Origin of the sequence: Streptomyces lunalinharesii (assembly GCF_039532155.1) — a bacterium.
GTDB lineage: Bacteria > Actinomycetota > Actinomycetes > Streptomycetales > Streptomycetaceae > Streptomyces > Streptomyces lunalinharesii.
In genome coordinates, this window is sequence record NZ_BAAARK010000072.1 from 1 (window position 1) to 17,800 (window position 17,800).

A 17,800-nucleotide genomic window follows, 5' to 3' on the forward strand; every position below is an offset into this window, starting at 1 on the left:
CCAAGAAGCCGCGCACCTGGTCACACCCTGTATAGGCGCCAGATCGGACCAGGAAGCTGTCAGGCTCAATATGCGGTACCGGAGGCCAGCGCTGTGCTGATACCTCAAGTGAGTTGAGACCTCACACCCACCACGCGGAAACTCTGAGGCTCCGCCGCAATTCGCCACCGACCACACCCCCGAACGACCACGGAAATATGGCGAGGATTGCCGGTCAATTCACGGCGGCTCACCGCTGGTTTGGGCGGACCAGCCCGAACCAGCACCCCCAGCCGACTCCCGCAGGGCAACGGGAGCCGGCCCTGGTCCCGCTCTCGCGGTCGGCGGAGCCGATCAGCCGCCGATCGGCGGCGGTAACCACGACCGCCTGGCCCTCCAGCGCAGCGCCGCTTGGTGTGCACGCGACACGCACGGCACGCGTTGGCCGACCTCCCAGCAGCTCCAGGAGTCAGACCTTGTTGGCGTCTCCCCGGCCGAGACGACGCCAGCCACCACCCCGACTCGACAACTGCAACCCGGCCTGCTCAACACCCGATGCCCACCAACGGCGCTGTATGCCCGTCAGCCACCCGAACGCAACCCGCCTCGCCTGAGGGTCAGAGCGGGGCGGGAAGGCAGAAGACGCGCGTACAGGGCCGTTGGTGAGGGTAGTGGCAGGGACGTCGGGCGCAGCCGTGCACCGAGGGCGGCAGGATCCCGGCTGCGGGCGCGGCACTCTGTCACAATCACCTCGCACGCCTACGTGGCTCGCGTGGTCGGGCCCGGAAACCCCAGTCGTTCGGCGGTGACGATGGCGATGCGCGGTAAACGGTCACTGCAGCGTCCTTTCAACGCCATTGCCGACGCCGCAGGGAACCCTTTGGATTCTCGCCTATTTCGCCATCCTTGAACACCAGAGAAACCACCACACGCACAATTTGATAAAGGTGTTCGATGGTCCCCTTAATCGGCCTTTAGATGACTGGTAATGGGTGCCTCGCCCGCGAAATTCCCGGCGAGGCACCCAACATCCCAGCCACTACAGCCGGCTGCCCCGCCGGCCCACACGGGCCGCGCCACTCGTCACCACCGTCGCAGCAGCGCCCACAGCGGCCGCGACCGCGCCTACGATCTGCCAGAGCACGGCCAGGCGGGGGTAAACCACCGCCCGCACCGCACAGCCGATCACGACAGTCAGCAGCGCGCACACCGCCGCCACGGCGCGCCACGAACTCAGCGCGGGCGCCGGCTCGTCGGCCAGGCTGTCGGCCGGGCCCGGATCGGCCGACGGCCTGACGGGCGGGTTGGCGGGCGGGTTATGGTCCGCGGGCAGCGCAGCGGCAGGTACGGGAGCAGCCGTCGCGGTGGAGCGACCGACGGCCACAGCAACGGCGGGAGCGCCGTCGTGTCCACCGCAGGCACACCCGCCATCACCGCCCCCGACTGCTGGGGCGCCCGCGGGCCGCTGGAGGGCCTCCAGAGCCTGCTGCGCCGCAAACCCGGACAGTGGAACCGGCGGCTGGGCACCGGCGGGGAGAAGACCGCAGAGGCGTTCAGCGGCGGGACGGCGCCAGGCCGGTGATGCGGGTGTCGCTTTCGCAGACCGCCGCGTGGCGGATCATCCGGCGCGAGGGCCTGCCAGGCACCACCACGTAGTTGGCTACGTTCCTGGCCGCATGTGGCGTCCGCCCGGTCGAGAGGCGCCTGCACATCAGCGCCTACCAGCGCACGACCGCGCTCCACGGCCGCCCCAGCACAGCGGCGACCGACCGTGACACACCCGGTGACGGCCAGGGGCCGCCGCCTTCACGCCGCGGGCCCGGTCCCGTGATGCGACGATCGAGCTTCGTGGACGAGCCGGCCGCGCGCCGGCGGCCGGCGGGCTCACCAGCCCAGCATCGGCAGCACGCGGGGCAACGGTGTCGCAGTCCCCGTAGCGAGGCAGGCCTCGCCCGCCCCTTACAAGAGCCGCCGAAGACGGCGTTCCGGCCCGCGCGACCCGGCCCCGATGATTTCCAGCACCGGGTCGACCCGCAGGCCGCAGCCCTGAGTTCGGGCCGAGTGGTGCGTCCGGGCAGCGACGCCGCCGGCCCTCGGCGTGCACGCGGGGTAGGCCGGCGCGGCCTTTGGCCGACCCGGTGAGCTCGGCCGCGACGAGCCGGCGGCAGAGGTGCCTGGGCCGTGCACGGCGAGGACGGTGACGGCTGGGCCAGAAGGCGCCGAGCATGTCCGGGCCAGGGCGGCGAGCACGTGGGCAACCTCGGCGACCCAGACGACCGAGTCGGCGTCTGGGCCAGGCGACGCCTCGCTCCGCGGCAGTCAGGATCCCTCAGCGCGACGGGCCCGCCCGGGACGATGCAGTGACGGCCACGTGCGAAGCGGCAGCGCGCCGCATTCCCCGGCCGCTGCCTCGGGAGGTTCCTGGCTCCAGTCACTTCGGCAGATCGGCGGAGAGGAAGGGAGCAAGGAGCGCGAACAATGCGTCGGGGCGGTCGAGGGGGATGATGTGGCCGCAGTCCTGGAGATGGTGCCCGACCAGGTCATCGGCGATGGGGCGGAGTTGGTTTTCGAGCCCGGTGCCGACGGGGTGAGAGCCGATGGCCATGGTGGGCATGGTCAGTCGAGCCGTCGCGACGGCGTCCTCGATCTGCTGCGCGCTGGTGGGCAGGGCCCGGTAGTAGGAGAACGCGCAGCGCAGGGCTTCGCTCCCGGTGTACGCGTGGGCGAAGGCCGCCCGGAGGTGGTCGGGTACTCCTCGCCCGAGCGTCCCCGAGTCGAGGAACCAGTCGATGTACGGGGCCTCGTTGCCGGCCAGGACGGTCTCGGCGAGGCCGGGGACGGCGTGGAAGCCGAACCACCATGGGGTACCGGCTGCGACGACGTGCTCTGCTCCGGGCAGGCGGCCGAGCACTGCCTCCATCACGACCAGGCGCCGGACGAGGCCGGGTCGACGCAGTGCGAGCAGGACGGCGGGGGTGGTTCCCGCGTCGATGCCGACCACCGCTGCCGTGGGCTCGCCGAGTGCGTCGAGCAGACCTTCGGCGTCGGTGGCGAGGGTGCCTGCGTCGTACCCCTCGTTGGCACGTGAACTGGCGCCGAAGCCCCGAAGGTCCGGGGCGATGACCCGGTAGTGCCCGGCCAGTCGGCCCATGATGTCGCTCCAGAGTTGCCAGGTGTGCGGGAAGCCGTGCAGCAGGAGAACCGCAGGTCCGTCCCCGGCGATTGCGACGTTGAGCTGGACGCCGTTGGTCGCGATGCGGCGCAGGTGGTGTGCGGTGGTGATGGGCATGACGGCCCCTTCGGGTGGTTACCATTGGTGACCTCAGAACGATAGGTAACTGTCCGATCGCTTCCTAGAGGGCACTTTCAGGGAAGGCGGTGAGCCACAGGTGACCACCCGAGGAACCCGGGCCCCCGGTCGCGGGGTACGCGGCGATCTGTTCGATCCCCATTGCCCGACGCGGCAGTTGCTGGACCGCATCGGTACGAAGTGGACGTCCATGGCCGTCAAGACGCTCGCCGATGCCGCACCGGACGAGGTGCGCTTCGCGGAGCTGAGACGCCGAATGCCCGGCGTGTCACAGAAGATGCTGTCCGTGACGCTACGAAGCCTGACCCGCGACGGGCTCGTGTCACGTCGGGTCGAACCGACCGTGCCACCACGGGTCTTCTACCAACTCACGGGACTCGGACGGTCCCTGGAAGCCGCCCTCGCGGGACTGCGGACCTGGGCGGAGGAGCACATGGCCGAGATCGACCGCGCCAACGAAACCGCCGACCAAGAGGCCGATGAGGGATAGGCAGACCGGTTCGGCACTCGGTAGTGGTGGCTCGGGTACTCGATGTAGCCGTCGACGACTTCCTTCGAGGAGTTCGACCTCCGCGAGCGGCGGATGACGGACACCACGGGCAGGCCCGACCCTGCCGGGCCGAACGGACACTCTTTGCGGCGCTAAGGTCCCGCCCTGTAAAGCCCCGAGGGGCGCCGGTTGGTCGGCGCCCCTCGGACACTGTCGCGCGAGTGCCGGGTCGGCGCTGCGCGGGTCCTGTCCCCTGGTCACTGCGTCCCGGAGCAGGTGCCCTGGACGGTCACCCAAATGTTGTTGTCGGGGGTGGCGCCACTGGCCACCACCGTGGAGTAACAGCCGTGCGGGAGCTTGCTGTCCGCGTTCGCCCGAGCGCCGTCCAGCGAGCTGCTGACGCCGGTGACGTAGACGTAGTAGGTGGTTGAGTCCGTCATCACCGCTGCCCTGCTGGGCGCGGCAGTGGCGGCCGATGCCGGGGCGGCCAGCGCCACCCCGGCCAGCAGGGTCGCCGCGACCGCGGCGAGTGTGGTTCTCGCGAGCTTTCCGTTCACGGAATCCTCCCGATCAATATCCCTACGGCGCACGGTAGTTACGCCGCACGCAGGGAATCTAAAGGGCAATTTCACACGACGCAACAGCGGTTGCAGCATGTGCAACTGCGTGTGGAAACTGCCCGTAGCCAGGCGGTCAGATGCGGGCAGAGTCTTGGAGACGAGGAGCAGGTGGCGGGCGAACCTGGACGTCGTGCCAGGGGCGGGGCCGGGCGGGTGAGCAGGTGAGCGGCCGGGAGCCGGAAGACCGCGGCCACGCCGCCGGGGCCGAGGTCGGGGGTCAACTCCGTTCAGGCAGCGTGGGATCGCTCACGAGGTCACCGGCCGCCGGTCAGCAGGGCGTGCGCGCGGTGCCGGTCGGCGCAGGGCAGGTGCCCCACGCACCGCGGCCAGGAACCTGCCGCGGCCGAAGGGGACCAGCACAACAGCGGGTCGCAGCAGGGGCCCGGCGCAGCACGCGACGGCCAGCGGCGCGCGGCCAGGGCCGTGGCGACCAGGGCAGTGGCGACCAGACGCAGGACGCCGTCGGGCAGCACGATGCCCGCGCAGGCCAGGGCTGCGGCACACTCCGGCAGGCAGCCCAGCGCGCGCACCGCCGGGTCCGAGCCCAACAAGCCCCCGACCAGGGCCTGTTCCTCGCCAACGGCTTCCCGGTTACTGCCCGCGGCCACAGCCCCGGGCACCGGCTCAGCGGCCGCGAGCCAGCCGGCCACCGCGGCCACCTCCGCCAAGTCATCCTCGTCCATCGCGGCGGTGTGCTTGAGTGACACCAACGGACGACGGCACGCGAGCCGGGCAGCCCGTCCACCCACAGACGGCACACCACAGCCAACAACAGGGCGAAGCCGGCCCGCAGCGGGCTCAGGAAAGCGCCGCGGTCCACCCTCAAGGTGCTCACGCATCAGCGGATACAGGTGGCATTCCGCGAAGGCAGCATGCCGCACCAGCAGGTCGTTCAACCCTCCACCAGACGTCCACGGCCCATGCCGCCAACAGGCGCGTCGTAGACCTGGGCGCAGAGCCCATAGAGCATCCGGTGGTCCACGATCAGCTCATCGACGACATCGGCACTTCCGCGCACAGCCTTCCCTTCACATGGACCGGCAACCGGGTCCCCCGGCCGCCCGCGATCCCGCGGGCCCGTAACGACGAGGCCGCCCCGACACCCGGCGAATGCCCAGGTGGGTTGTCCAGTTCGATACGCCGTTCGAGGCGTGAGGCTGAGGAGACTCAGTCGGGCAGTGCCACGGTGAGATCCACCTCGATGAGCTGTCCCGAGAAGCCCAGCTGTGCGACGCCCAAGAGCGTGCTGGCGGTGGTGAACGCCGGCCCGAGGGCAGAGTCGGTGAGCCGGCGCCACGCGACTCCCAAGGCATCTCGGTCATCGCTCCGCACGTAGATCACCGACCGCACCACGTGGTGCGGCTGAGCACTCACCGCTGTCAGGGCACCAAGCGCGTTCGCGACGACCTGGTCGACTTGCCTCTCCAAGGAACCTGAACCGACGAGGTCACCGCGCTGATCAAGCGGGCACTGCCCGGCCAGATAGGCGGTGCGGCCGCTCTCCACCACGGTGATGTGGTGATAGCCGGGCGTCTCATGCAGCTGCTCGGGGTTGATACGGGTGATGTTCACAGTCATGACCGCGAGTCTGGCCACAGTGCTGTGAGCACGCATCGCAATTTGTCCCACCGGCGAGCACTCTGTGCCGGCCCGAGGTTAAAGAACAAGCTGAGGCCGGCAGCGAGACGAAGCCAACAGTGTCTCGGCGGCACCGGGACCAGTTCCACACCCGCAGCCAGGAGGCGATCAGATCCAGGTCGGCACGTGCCCCTCGGTGTAGCGGGCGCCGAAGCCGCCCTGCGGCAGGATCTCGTCGATGGCCTGGAGATCGGTGTCGATGAGGGTGAGGTCGGCGGCGCCGGCGTTTTCCAGAATGCGCTTCGGGCTGCGGGTACCGGGGATGGGCACGATGTGCTCGCCCCGGGTCAGGAGCCAGGCCAGGGCGAGCTGGGAGACAGTGCAGTCCTTGGCCGCCGCGAGCTCGGCGAGCTGATCGACCGCTTTGACGTTCTTCTCGAAGTTGCCCGGCTGCCAGCGCGGGTCGACGTTGCGGATGTCGGTGGCTTCGTACTGGCCGGCGGGCTTGGCGGTGCCGGTGATGAACCCGCGGCCGAGGGGGGAGTAAGCGACGAAGCCGATGCCGAGTTCGTTCAGGGTGGGGAAGAGCTGCTCGACGTCTCGTTCGAACAGGGAGTACTCGCTCTGCAGGACGGAGACCGGTTGCACGGTGTGCGCCTTGCGGATCGTCTCGGGTCCGGCCTCGCTGAGGCCGAAGTACTTCACCTTGCCCGCGTCGATCAGTTCCTTGACGGTTCCCGCGACCTCCTCGATGGGCACCTCGGGGTCGACGCGGTGCTGGTAGAAGACGTCGATGTGGTCCACGCCGAGGTGGTGCAGGCTGTTGTCGGCGACCTTGCGGATGTTGTCGGGCCGGCTGTTGAGAGCGCTGCCGATCTGCTCCGGAGGCACGGACATGTCGACACCGAACTTGGTGGCCAGGACCACGTCGTCGCGGAAGTCCCTGACTGCCTGGCCGACCAGGATCTCGTTGGATCCGGTGCCCCAGCCGTACATCTCGGCGGTGTCGAAGAAGGTGACGCCCAGGTCGTGGGCGCGGCGGAGGGCGGCGACGCCGGCCTCCTCGTCGGTGGGTCCGTAGGCCATCGTCAGGCCCATCGCGCCGTAGCCGATCGCCGAGACCTCAAGGCCCTGGCTTCCCAGTGTTCGGTGCTGCATGACTCGCTCCTTGGAAGGAACCCAGTGCCGCCCCGCCAACGTTTGCCCGTCGAGGGGTCGAGGGGCGGCGTCCGCGTGCGATCGCAAGGCGGCCGATGCCCTCGTACCGAGCCGTGTTGGGGCTTTCGGCCAACGCGGCGAGCGTGTGTGCAGGGCCGGGCGTCGCGACGGGGCGAACGTTGGCGGGGTGGCGCTGGAAGGCAATTGGTGACGGGCCGTTGGGTCAGTGTGCTGCGGCGGCCATTCCGGCGCGGTGGGTGCGAGTGTGTTCGGCGACGCGCCTGCCGAGGTGGCGGGCGGTGTTCAGGTCTGCGTCGTGGACGTTCGGGGTGTCGTTGAAGCTTTGTGCGCCGGCGCCGAGGTAGAAGCCGAGGCGGTTGTCGTCCTGGGGGCTGGAGGTGGTGGTGTTCCAGCCCGGCAGGAGGCCCAGGCTCACCCAGAGCATTCCGTGCTGGGCGGCCAGGAGCGCCAGGTACTGCAGGGTGTGCATCTTGTCGCCGCTCATGGAACCGGAGTTGGTGAATCCCGCCGCGAGCTTGTCGCTCCAGGCGCGGGTGCTCCACCGCTTGCTGGTGGCCTCGGCGAAGGCGTGGAACGCCCCCGACGCGGTGCCCATGTAGGTGGGGGTGCCGAAGATGATGGCGTCTGCGGCGTCCAGCAGTTCCCAGTCGGCGTCGCTGAGGGAGGCGACGTCCACGCGGTGGACCTGCGTCCCGGCGATGGAGCGCGCGCCGTCGGCGACGGCCGTGGCGATCTGCGCGGTGTGGCCGTAGCCGGAATGCGACGCGATGACGATCGAGATATCAGGCACGGCTGTTCCTCTCCTGCCGCGATGGCGGCGTGTTCGGTGGTGTATCGGCGAACGATGAGCCGCCTGCTGCGGCGGCCCGTCGCACTGCTCCGCGCTTCCGGTACCGGAGGCCCGGGTGGGGCGTGGAGCGTGCCCAGGTGGGTGCCGCGGGTCGGTGCTGAGCACATGAGCGCGGATCACCGTTCCGCCTTAAACGATATCACCGATAAGGCGACGATATGCAAAATTAGATATCGTTGTTCCATGAACGAGGGACGACGCGCCGCGCGACGCCAGGTACTGCAGGTAGCCGCGAAGCTTTTGGAGGAGGGCGGCAGCGAAGCGGTCTCCACGCGCGCTGTCGCCACAGCCGCGGGCACCACCGCCCCCGCGCTCTACCGGATGTTCGACGACAAGGACGGACTCCTGGCCGAGCTGGCCGCCTACGGATTCGAGATGTACCTGGCCGAGAAACGGGAGGCACTGGAGCTGACCCCCGACGACCCGGTGGCCGACCTCTACCGCGGCTGGGACCTGCACGTCGACTTCGGACTGCGGCACCCCGCGTTCTACATGCTCATGTACGGCACCGTGCAGCCCGGGCGGCGGCCCCCGGCCGCGGACGAGGCGCACGCCCTGCTGGTGAAGCTGCTGGGCCGGGCGGCCCAGGCCGGGCGCCTTCGCATCCCGGTGGAGCAGGCAACCCGCGTCATCCACGCGGCGACGACGGGCGCCACGCTGGCGCTGATCGGCGAAGAGCCCCCGGAGCGGGACCTGACCACTTCGGCACGGCTGCGGGACACCGTCATCGCCTCGGTCACCACGGACGCGCCCGCTCCATCCGGGTCGGACCTGGCCTCGCGCGCACTCGCCCTCGACGCCGCACTGGAAACCGCACTCACCACCGGGCCACCGGCTGCGGCCGCCGGTGTACCTCTGCGAGACACGGAGACGGCTCTGCTGCGCGAATGGCTACAGCAGCTGGCAGGCTGAACTGCGCCCACCGCCCGGGTGATCAGATCGACGCGCTGCCCTACGCCGCTCCGGTCGGGGTCGTCCAGTGCCTCTCCCCCGCCCGAAATGCCCGCCGGGAAGCAGCGTCCCTGCCGGTCAAGATGTGGCCCCAAGTGCAGGCCACTGGCGACGCAGACCCGGACGAAGCGCGCGTACCTTGCGCCCTCCTCAGGGCCGTCACCCACTGCCTCCGCAGGTGGCGAACCGCTACCGGGACGACTCTCTGGAACAACGGGGACGACGCCGAACTCACCTCTGCATGGAGGGACGGACTGAACGCGCCGGCCGGCGGGCACTGAACTGCTGTCCCCTCCAGGGCACCGTTCCCCATACAGGACAGCAGAGTTCACCCACCACGAACAACAACGATCGCTCCAGGACCGCCGCAACCGACAACCGGCTGCGGACCGGACGACGAGGGGTGGGACGTGGTGGTGGCAGACCGACGAGAAGTCACCAGTACCCCGCACCGCTGCCCGAAGTGATCGCCGCCGCCGAAGCCGGCGGCCACCAGGTGGTGGGCGGGCTGATACTCGACCGGGTCGCCGCCGACGGTCGCCTGGCCGCCTGGCGCCTTCAGCTGCTGCAGCGCCTACAGGCGCGCAATCAACGCGAGGACGCCAACGCCCTCACCGTCACCCCGCAGGCGCTGGACGACTTCTTCGCCCGCTTCGAGCCGCCGGCCGACGACGAGCAGGCCATCGTCTACACCGGCGACGTGGACGCGGTGCACGCCCCGGCCCACCGCTGATCCAGCTCCGGACGCCCGGGAGGGAGCGTGGCGGCCCCACCCGGGCGTCCGGCCCCAGGCCCCACCAACGACTGCTGTGGAGTGCGGACTCCCCACTCCCCCGGAGCGACACCCGGCTGTTCTCAGGCGGTGGTGGACTGTCGTGGCGGTAGGCCAGGGATGGCACCATCGGCCAGGCTGGTGCGGATTTCACGGACGGCTGGCCAGGGAGTTCCGTGGAGTTCGGTACAGGTGGTGATGACCTGCCCTGTCGTGCCTGACGGGTGTTCAAAGGTGGCCAGGTCGGTGAGGCCGTCAAGCAGTGCGGTGCCTGTGTGTTGGTCCTCGGTGCTATTGAATTGTGGACACCAGATCCCGTTGACCGGGCTGGGAGAGGACGCTGTGCCTCGCGGGATTCCCGCTTGCGGAGTGCCTGGACGGTGGCCTCGGAGTCACGGGGACCGGTTTCGCGCCTCGTCGTCCACACCAGATGCATCAGGTGATCAGGCCGGCACTGATCAGCCAGATATGTTCGCAGGTCGAAGACGCCTTTTGCAACTCCTCGTGGGATTCCTGCGAGGCGTGGTAGAAGGTCCGCTCGATCATCCAGCACAGGGCGCGTGCCATCGCTGACGCTTGCTCTGGTTCGGTGCCGGCCTCAACGCCGGCTCGTTCCAGGACGACGGTGATGGCTGTGATGAACAAGTCTGCCGTGTGGCTCCACAGTTCGCCGATCTCCGGCACGGTCAACGACAGGTCGATCGCCGTGCGCATGACCAGGCCGTGCTCATCCCACAGCTCAACCGTGCGCTGCATGGCTGCTGCGATGGCCTGGCGCGGCTCGTCGGTCTGCGCGGTGGCCCGGGACCGCTCCCACAGATGCTCGACGGTCCGGGCCACGAGGGCCGTGACCACTTCTTGTTTGGAGCCGAAGTAGAAGTACAGGGCGCCGCGTGTGATGCCGGCGCCCTGGGCGATGTCGCCGACGGTCATGGCGTCGTAGCCCTTTTGCGTGAGCAAGGCTTCGCAGGTGTCCAGAATGGCCCGCTCTCGGAGATCGCCCTTGCGTTCGGTGGCGCGCCGGCTCCGCGCGGGGTGGTGGCTGGGCATCAGAGCTGAGCGCCCGCGGCGAAGTCGGTCGTACGGGAGAGGGGCTCCCATGCGCGGATGTCCTCGTCCACGGCCGTGCGCGCGGCGGTGACCAGTCGCAGCGCGTCCGAGCCCAGGACGAGGTGGGCCGGCGGCTGGTCGACTGATGCGATGCGGACCACGGCGTCCCCGGCCTTGGCCGGATTGCCCAACTGGTTCCCGCTGGCCTTCTGCCGCGCTTCCCGGATGGGGGTGAACAGCTCGTCGTAGTCGTCGATGGACTGTGCGGCGCGTGTCATGGACCGTCCGGCCCAGTCGGTGCGGAAGGAGCCGGGCTCGATCGCCGTCACATGGATCCCGAACTGAGCGACCTCCTTGCCCAGCGCCTCCAGGATGCCTTCCAGGGCGAACTTGCTGCCGCAGTAGGCGGACATGCCGGGCACGGCCATGAGCCCGCCCATGGAGGTGACGGCCATGAGGTGTCCGCGGCGGCGCTGGCGCATGTGGGGCAGGGCTGCCTGCAGGGTGGCCGCCGCCCCGAATACGTTGACCTCGAACTGCCGCCGCACCTCGGCCAGCGGGGTTTCCTCGAAGGTGCCCTCCAGGCCGTAGCCGGCGTTGGCGACGACGACATCCAAAGGGCCGACGCTCTGCTCCACCTCCGCGACCACACTCGAGACGGCGTCGCCGTCAGTCACATCCAGGATGCGGCCGTGAGCGTAACCGGGTTTCAGCCCTTCGAAGGCCCGCAGGTCCTCTCCGGAGCGGACCGTTCCAACGACGGTGTGCCCGGCGGCCAGGGCGGCCTGGGCGAAGGCACGGCCGAGGCCCGTGCTGACGCCGGTGATGAGCCACTTCTGCTGCTGCACTGTTCCTCCAGAAAGGTCTCACGAGGAGCCGGACTGCCCCCTCACCCGGAAAGTCTACACTGCGTCGAATTTAATCAACGTGGTGTTGATTCCGTCGCCCCAGCGACACCACGCTCAACCGAGGTCGATCCGGCCCCTCACCGACCCGCTCGCCTCGACTGAAACGATCACGGTGTGGGTGGAGTGATCACGGCATCGGTGCCGTCCCGGAGCGGGCCCTTTACGGGGCTGAGCCCGCGCCGCTTCGGCAAGTTGGTAGCCGCAGTACGACGCGATCAAGCCGCAGATCGGCCGCGCGGCCGACCCTGGAGCCTGTCACTGGAGGATCGCGTCCTGCTGGTCACGGCGTACTGGCGCACAAACTTGACCATGCGCCAGTTGGCGCCGCTGTTCGGGATCTCCAAGTCGTCCCGCAGACCGCGGCATTGACCGCATCGGGCCACTGCTGGCACTCCGGCAGCAGAGCCGGTTCCGCAGGCGCACCGCCCTCATCGTCGACGGCACCCTGGTACCCACCCGCGACCACTCGGTGGCCGAGCAGTCGAAGAACTGTCGATACTCCACGACCCATCAAGTTGTGATCGATGCCGATACACGCCGGGTCGTAGTCGTCGGTCGGCCCGCGCCGGGTATCCGGCATGACGCCCGAGGCTGGGAGGAGTCCGGCGCCAAAGCCGTCGTCGAGGACACGATGACGATTGCCGACGGCAGCTATCGGGGCACCGGCCTGGTCATCCCGCACCGCCGCCGTACGGGCGAAGAACTGCTCTCCTGGAAGGAGCAACACAACCGAGCACACAAACAGATCAGGGCTCGCATCGAGCACGTCTTCGCACGCATGAAGAACTAGAAGATCCTTCGCGACTGCCGCCTCAAGGGCGACGGCGTCCATCACGCCATGCTCGGCATCGCCCGCCTTCACAACCTCCCCCTCCCCCTCACCGGATAGAGGGCCCAGAGTCGCTGAGCCGTGCCCGAGCGCGTTAGAAGATCACTTACGGGACAAGGCTCAGTCCGAAGCCGTCAACTGCTGGGGTGGGTAAGGACTCTCCAGATCTCGCCTGATCGCGTCATCCAATTCGATACGAAGCGGAGCCACACGCTGCTCCCATAATTCAGCGTTCGCCTGCGGGCTCCTAGGAAACCCCCAGAGTGGCGTGCAAGCCACCCGTATTTGGATTACTGCGTTCTTTACGTCATCCCCCGCAAGCATGCTGATGCCGTGAAACCCGGCATGGATTGCCTCTCCCGCCGCCACAATCTCTACCCGATCGGGGACTTCCTCCAAGAGGGCGTGCCGCAACCGGGCCAACGCACCCTGGTACTCAGAATATGCGGCCTGCTTGGCAGCCCACAGCAACTGTGCTCTTTCTGCATCTGCCTGCTTGTGAGTTAACTCCAGTGCATGGCGATGGCTGGCTTCTGCCACCGCCATGGCACTCCGATGCGATGCTTCTGCTACTTCGAGCGCCGCGCGATGGCTTGCTTCTGCTTGAGCGAGAGCAGCGCGGTGATTCGCTTCCGTCTGCTCCAGCGCGGTCCGGGTTTGCCAGCGGGCGACCACGACCGTCACGGGGATGCCCGCCAGTGCGCACAGCGCCGCAATTCCAGATAAGTCCATGAGCAACCATAATGCCGCACCGGGGGTTCCTTGGGATACCGAATCGAGGTCCGCGGCCGTCCCGATACGGACCGCCTGCTTGACCGGACAGGCGAGTTGGACACCTGGCTCAAGCTGGACCTGATCATCCGCTCCAACGCCCGGGGAACTTGGCAACTCCTCGTCAAGGACAAGACCCGTCAGGCAGACCTCCTGGAGAAGGGGGGTGAGATCGCCGTCACCGCAGATCCGCTTTTGGCACGGCGACCATGACGCGCACCGATCGTCGCATGTGGAGCATATGGAGCATGTGGCAACCAGATCACGTCGGACGGCCTGCCCCCAAGCCCGACCCGGGAGGCCGGCAGGCACCCGGAACCATGCTGATACCTGCACGTATCACCAGGTTCCGAGGTCGCGATGAGGCGTAGTGCGGCCCGTGCCGCTGACGCGGGCGGTTACGGCCACGCCGGCGGCAGCCGCGCGCGGGCGGGCAGGATCTGGCGGCGGGATGACGGCCGGGCCGCGACGGCCGTACAGCGGGCGGCGGTTGCGGGCCCCGCAGTCGCCCGGGCCGGCAGCAGGACGCCCGGAGCGACACCGTTGCGTACGCAGCCCTGGCTCTTTGGCACCGGAACAGGGCCATGACGCCAGGCCGGCCCGCTCGACCACACATCAGGCGTGACGAGTTCGGAGAGGGGCCATTACGTCATCGGCGCGAGCTGCAACAGTCTCGTACTGATGCGTTCTGGGCGGGGTCTACAGCGTTTCGACCTGGACGCCGAGATCCGCCAGGGTGTGGGTGATGAACTCGGCCATCTTCGCATCGCAGCTGAGGTTGCCCCAGTCCGCGACCCTGGACGGTGTCGCCGGCCCGCACCGTGCTCGCGCCAGCGTGGCCGGTCTGTCCCCGGTTGGGAGACCCGGATGTGGACCCGGTCTGTGGCAGCGGCTGTGCCCGGTTTCCGTCCACGGTCTTCGGGCCGGTTGGCCGCTGCGGGTCAGCCGCGCACCGCGGCCAGGCACTCGTCGTACAGGTCCATGATTTCGCCCTTGCCGTCGTTGGCGACCCACGTCATCGATGCGGCATCCAGGCACGCGAGCGCCGTCGCGATCACCGCGCGGGCCTTCGCGCCCGCGTTGCCGGTAGCTGTGTCCATACGGGTCTCGATGAGCGGCAGCAGGTTCTCCTGGAACCGCAGTCGCTTTTCGAGCCAACCGGCACGCAGCGAGGCGGTGTTGTGCAGGAGGCGGAACCGCTCCAGGGCCTGTTCTCGGCTGTCGTGCAAGGCCAGTACGGCAGCAACCCCTGCCCGCAGGGCCTCCCAGGTGCCGGCATCGGCGGGCTGTGCGCTGATCGTGTCCATCAGGACCTGCCCGAACCGGTCCTGGCCGCCGCCGAGAAGGTCCTCCTTGGTGCCGAAGTAGCGGAAGAGGGTGCGCTGGGAGACGCCGGCCTCCCGGGCGATCTGGGCGATGGTCGTCTCGTCGTAGCCCTGCTCGGTGAACAGGCGCAGCGCCGTCTCGAGGATCTCCTGGGAAGCCAGCTGCCGTGTCCGGTCCCACAGCGTGGTCGGTGCGCTCGCCGCTGACTTGGCTTTCTGCTTCATGCCACCAGAATACCCGCCACTGCCAGGCTGGCAGTCACATCCTGGTTGGCAGTCACTGTCAGATCGCCGTATGCTGCCAGAAACGGACGGTGGCGCGGTACCGCCCGCCGCCCACGGACAGAGCTGCTCACCCCCACCCAGAAGTACGCAAAGGAGCGCATCATGCCTGCACCCACAGCTTTGATCACCGGTGGAACCAGCGGCATCGGCAAGGCGACCGCCGAACTGCTCCACTCCCGCGGCTATCGCGTCATGGTCACCGGCCTCGGCAATGTCGCCGACGCCGGACTTCCCGAAGACGTCACGGCTGTCCGGGCCGACGCACGGTCCCTGCCGGACATCGACCAGGCGATGGATCAGGCACGTCGGCAACTCGGCTCCCTCGACCTGCTCTTCCTCAACGCGGGCATCTCCCGCCCCGGCCCGATCGAGTCAACCGACGAAGTCGCCTTCGACGCCCTGTTCGACATCAACGTCAAGGGCAACTTCTTCACCCTGCAAAAGGCGCTCCCACTCCTTAACGAGGGCGCCTCGGTCGTGTTCACCGTGGGCGCCGCCGAAGGGCTCGGAGCCGCCATGACAGCCGCCAAGGGCGCACTGCTGCCCCTCATGCGGTCCCTCTCGCTCGAACTCGCCCCCCGCCGCATCCGCGTCAACGCTGTCAGCCCAGGACTGGTCAACACCCCCGCCTACAGCAAGATGGGTGTCTCCCAGGAAATGATCGACTCCTGGGCCCGCGGCGTCCCGCTCGGCCGCGTCGGCGCGCCCGCCGACATCGCCGAAGCCGTGGCCTTCCTCGCCTCGGACGCCGCCGGCTACATCACCGGCGACAACCTCACCGTCTCCGGCGGCATCGGCGTGCACTCCAACGCCTGACGAGTAACTTGGCTCTGACCTGGAAGGTTTATCGGGTCCAAGGCTCAGGCTGTTGCACTGGCGAGCCAACGCCCCGGGCGGGAAGCCGGCCCCGCCACTTCGTTCTCCCCCATCGGATAGATGGGCCGCGCCCTTCCATGCCCGCATGCTCCGCCGTGCCCTTGGAACTGACCGCTGCCGAGCGCCCCCGGCTCAAGAAGATGGCCTACGGCCGCAAGTCCACGCACCAGGCACGCCAGCGGGCGACGATCGTTCCTGGCAGCACGAGGCCGCAGCAACGCCCAGATCGCCGCCGAGACCCACCTGCACGTGGACACCGTGCGCTATGCGCTGCTGGCGAGGCCGATTCGCGGCCGGCCCGGTGACCACCCTGGCCGGCCGCAAGCGGTCGGGGCGGCCTCCGATGTTCACCGCACTGCAGATCGCCGAAGTCAACGCACTGACCTGCCAGTCGCCCACCAAGGCCGGAGCTACGAGAGATCTTCTCCTCCATCGAGCAGCGCAAGGTTGTCCCGCCCAACGACTTCACAGACCTCGACGAGGTCCGAAACCGACTCCGAGCATTCGAACACCGCTACAACGCCACGGCACAGCCATTCCAGTGGAGGTTCACCACCACCGACCTGGACGATCTGCTGGCCAGGCTCGACCGGCACACCGCCGATCACCAGGAAGAATCCTCCACCGCGCTGGCAGCGTGATCAGCCCCCGAAGGACTTCCGGAATCGACCACTCAGACCGCGACCGTCTCTCCGATCGGCACGATCTCAAGGGGTACCTCGGTGAGCATCGCCGGGCTCAGGAACCGGGCGGTTGACTGCTGTCCGATCGGGCTGAGCATGACCTCATGGATCTGGATCAGGTTGTTCGGCGCGACCTCCCGGACGAAGTCGGCCGCGTCGCCCAGCTTGGTCCAGGGCCCGCTGGTGGGTAGCAGCAAGGTGTCGACGGGCGCGTCGGGGACGTGGTACGCGTCCCCCGGGTGGTAGACGCGGCCATCGATGAGGTACCCGACATTGGCGACCCGCGGGATGTCGTGGTGGATGGCAGCGTGCAGGTCGCCGAAGACCGTGACGTCGAAACCCGCGACGGCGATGCTGTCCCCGGCGGTGACGGCCCTGACCTGGCCACGGCGGGCCGACCATCGTTCGACGACCGGTGCGGGGCCGTAGACCCGCAGCTCGGGCCTTGCGTCCAACGACTTCGCGATCAGCTCCTCGTCGAAGTGGTCGAAGTGCTCATGGGTGATCAGCACGGCATCGGCGGCGGCCACCGCCTGCGCGGCGTCAGGGGTGAAGGTGCCGGGATCGATGACGATCCGAGCCTCCTCCTTGGCAAGGGATACGCAGGCATGCACGTGTTTGGTCAGCTGCATCAGAACCACCTCTCTACCATATATACAGAGCAGACTGTACAGTCCGCTCTGTATTGAAGGTAGTGTGATTGCATGCCCAAGCAGCCCCTGCCCACCCCGGATCGTCTCGCGGCCAACCTGAGAACCACGGTCGGCACCCTGGTCCGCGCCACGCGTTCCTCCGACCGTCTCCCCTCGATCCCGGCAACCGTTTTGGACCTGCTCGACCGACAAGGTCCGATGACTACGGCAGAACTCGCGGCCAGCCGGGGAGTGCGGCACCAGACGATGGCCGTCACCGTCAAGGAACTCACCGAAGCCGGCTATCTGGACGTCGGCCACGACCCGGCCGACGCGCGCAAGCGGATCCTCGCGTTGACCTCCACCGGAAGGGACGCACTCGACGCCGACCGCCGAGGTCGCGTCAGCCTGCTCGCCGAGGCCATCGCCGTCGGCCTGACCGACGACGAGCAGCGCGTTCTGGCGGATGCTCTGCCCGTGCTCGACCGGATCGCGGAGACGCTCGCCGCGGGCGGGCTGTCGGTCGACCACAGTCCTGTCACCGGAGCCTGGTGATGCCGGACCGCGCCCGCGCTGCCTCGACTAAGACATCATCTCATTTGGCGAGTCTGCGGTAGCAGATGAGGGTGCAGGCGATGCTGGTGAAGGCGAGGAAGTGGTCGGCTTTGCGTTCGTAGCGGCGGTGGAGCCGGCGGCAGCCGGCCAGCCACGA

Annotated in this window: 19 protein-coding genes and 2 pseudogenes; 8 read left to right on the forward strand and 13 right to left on the reverse strand. The window is 68.6% G+C overall.

The window, feature by feature from the left end:
* The first annotated feature begins 1,384 nt into the window (after window positions 1-1,384).
* Window positions 1,385-1,561, forward strand: a complete 177-nt coding sequence (locus tag ABD385_RS40045) for a hypothetical protein (RefSeq protein WP_344585073.1) — start codon at window positions 1,385-1,387, stop codon at window positions 1,559-1,561.
* A gap of 849 nt (window positions 1,562-2,410) precedes the next feature.
* Here ABD385_RS40045 and ABD385_RS40050 read toward each other — a convergent pair.
* A complete protein-coding gene (locus ABD385_RS40050) occupies window positions 2,411-3,268 on the reverse strand; it encodes an alpha/beta fold hydrolase (protein ID WP_344585075.1) in 858 nt (285 codons plus the stop codon).
* A 100-nt stretch (window positions 3,269-3,368) separates the two neighbouring features.
* On the opposite strand from ABD385_RS40050, the gene ABD385_RS40055 reads away from it, so the two are divergent.
* Complete coding sequence (locus ABD385_RS40055; RefSeq protein WP_344585077.1) at window positions 3,369-3,779, forward strand: winged helix-turn-helix transcriptional regulator; 411 nt, start codon at window positions 3,369-3,371, stop codon at window positions 3,777-3,779.
* 257 nt (window positions 3,780-4,036) lie between these two features.
* On the opposite strand, the gene ABD385_RS40060 is transcribed toward ABD385_RS40055, so the two are convergent.
* The 5 genes from ABD385_RS40060 to ABD385_RS40080 form a co-directional block, all read right to left on the reverse strand.
* Complete coding sequence (locus ABD385_RS40060) at window positions 4,037-4,336, reverse strand: hypothetical protein (protein ID WP_344585079.1); 300 nt, start codon at window positions 4,334-4,336, stop codon at window positions 4,037-4,039.
* A gap of 317 nt (window positions 4,337-4,653) precedes the next feature.
* Window positions 4,654-5,082 (reverse strand): hypothetical protein, encoded by a 429-nt coding sequence (locus tag ABD385_RS40065; protein ID WP_344585081.1) that lies wholly within the window; start codon window positions 5,080-5,082, stop codon window positions 4,654-4,656.
* Between the two features lie 484 nt (window positions 5,083-5,566).
* Window positions 5,567-5,977 (reverse strand): RidA family protein, encoded by a 411-nt coding sequence (locus ABD385_RS40070; protein ID WP_344585082.1) that lies wholly within the window; start codon window positions 5,975-5,977, stop codon window positions 5,567-5,569.
* A 168-nt stretch (window positions 5,978-6,145) separates the two neighbouring features.
* Window positions 6,146-7,135, reverse strand: coding sequence for an aldo/keto reductase (locus tag ABD385_RS40075; protein WP_344585084.1), 990 nt, complete (start codon window positions 7,133-7,135; stop codon window positions 6,146-6,148).
* Between the two features lie 223 nt (window positions 7,136-7,358).
* A complete protein-coding gene (locus tag ABD385_RS40080; protein WP_344585086.1) occupies window positions 7,359-7,946 on the reverse strand; it encodes a flavodoxin family protein in 588 nt (195 codons plus the stop codon).
* 243 nt (window positions 7,947-8,189) lie between these two features.
* Between ABD385_RS40080 and ABD385_RS40085 the strand changes: the two genes are divergently transcribed.
* On the forward strand, window positions 8,190-8,918 hold the full coding sequence (locus tag ABD385_RS40085; RefSeq protein WP_344585087.1) for a TetR/AcrR family transcriptional regulator: 729 nt from the start codon (window positions 8,190-8,192) through the stop codon (window positions 8,916-8,918).
* A 502-nt stretch (window positions 8,919-9,420) separates the two neighbouring features.
* Window positions 9,421-9,690: a hypothetical protein gene (locus tag ABD385_RS40090; protein ID WP_344585088.1), complete on the forward strand. Its 270-nt coding sequence runs from the start codon at window positions 9,421-9,423 to the stop codon at window positions 9,688-9,690.
* Between the two features lie 474 nt (window positions 9,691-10,164).
* Here ABD385_RS40090 and ABD385_RS40095 read toward each other — a convergent pair whose 3' ends face one another.
* Entirely contained in the window at window positions 10,165-10,779 is a 615-nt protein-coding gene (locus ABD385_RS40095; protein ID WP_344585090.1) for a TetR/AcrR family transcriptional regulator, read from the reverse strand.
* Window positions 10,779-11,627: an oxidoreductase gene (locus ABD385_RS40100; protein WP_344585092.1), complete on the reverse strand. Its 849-nt coding sequence runs from the start codon at window positions 11,625-11,627 to the stop codon at window positions 10,779-10,781. Before ABD385_RS40100 ends, ABD385_RS40095 begins: the two co-directional genes overlap by 1 nt.
* 174 nt (window positions 11,628-11,801) lie before the next feature.
* Here ABD385_RS40100 and ABD385_RS40105 point away from each other — a divergent pair.
* Window positions 11,802-12,576 (forward strand): annotated as a pseudogene (locus ABD385_RS40105) (transposase).
* Between the two features lie 60 nt (window positions 12,577-12,636).
* Here ABD385_RS40105 and ABD385_RS40110 read toward each other — a convergent pair.
* Window positions 12,637-13,248 (reverse strand): hypothetical protein, encoded by a 612-nt coding sequence (locus tag ABD385_RS40110; RefSeq protein WP_344585093.1) that lies wholly within the window; start codon window positions 13,246-13,248, stop codon window positions 12,637-12,639.
* A 30-nt stretch (window positions 13,249-13,278) separates the two neighbouring features.
* On the opposite strand from ABD385_RS40110, the gene ABD385_RS40115 reads away from it, so the two are divergent.
* Window positions 13,279-13,500: a hypothetical protein gene (locus ABD385_RS40115; RefSeq protein WP_344585095.1), complete on the forward strand. Its 222-nt coding sequence runs from the start codon at window positions 13,279-13,281 to the stop codon at window positions 13,498-13,500.
* A gap of 728 nt (window positions 13,501-14,228) precedes the next feature.
* Here the strand turns inward: ABD385_RS40115 and ABD385_RS40120 are convergent.
* Window positions 14,229-14,837 (reverse strand): TetR/AcrR family transcriptional regulator, encoded by a 609-nt coding sequence (locus ABD385_RS40120; RefSeq protein ID WP_344585096.1) that lies wholly within the window; start codon window positions 14,835-14,837, stop codon window positions 14,229-14,231.
* Window positions 14,838-14,999: 162 nt separating this feature from the next.
* On the opposite strand from ABD385_RS40120, the gene ABD385_RS40125 reads away from it, so the two are divergent.
* Window positions 15,000-15,713: an SDR family NAD(P)-dependent oxidoreductase gene (locus tag ABD385_RS40125; protein ID WP_344585097.1), complete on the forward strand. Its 714-nt coding sequence runs from the start codon at window positions 15,000-15,002 to the stop codon at window positions 15,711-15,713.
* Window positions 15,714-16,183: 470 nt separating this feature from the next.
* On the opposite strand, the gene ABD385_RS40130 is transcribed toward ABD385_RS40125, so the two are convergent.
* Both ABD385_RS40130 and ABD385_RS40135 read right to left on the reverse strand, forming a co-directional pair.
* Entirely contained in the window at window positions 16,184-16,381 is a 198-nt protein-coding gene (locus tag ABD385_RS40130) for a hypothetical protein (protein ID WP_344585099.1), read from the reverse strand.
* A 65-nt stretch (window positions 16,382-16,446) separates the two neighbouring features.
* Window positions 16,447-17,088 (reverse strand): MBL fold metallo-hydrolase, encoded by a 642-nt coding sequence (locus ABD385_RS40135; RefSeq protein ID WP_344585100.1) that lies wholly within the window; start codon window positions 17,086-17,088, stop codon window positions 16,447-16,449.
* A 72-nt stretch (window positions 17,089-17,160) separates the two neighbouring features.
* Here ABD385_RS40135 and ABD385_RS40140 point away from each other — a divergent pair, with 72 nt between their 5' ends.
* A complete protein-coding gene (locus ABD385_RS40140; protein ID WP_344585102.1) occupies window positions 17,161-17,643 on the forward strand; it encodes a MarR family winged helix-turn-helix transcriptional regulator in 483 nt (160 codons plus the stop codon).
* A 40-nt stretch (window positions 17,644-17,683) separates the two neighbouring features.
* Here ABD385_RS40140 and ABD385_RS40145 read toward each other — a convergent pair.
* Window positions 17,684-17,800: pseudogene (locus ABD385_RS40145) on the reverse strand (IS5/IS1182 family transposase); the annotation flags it as partial.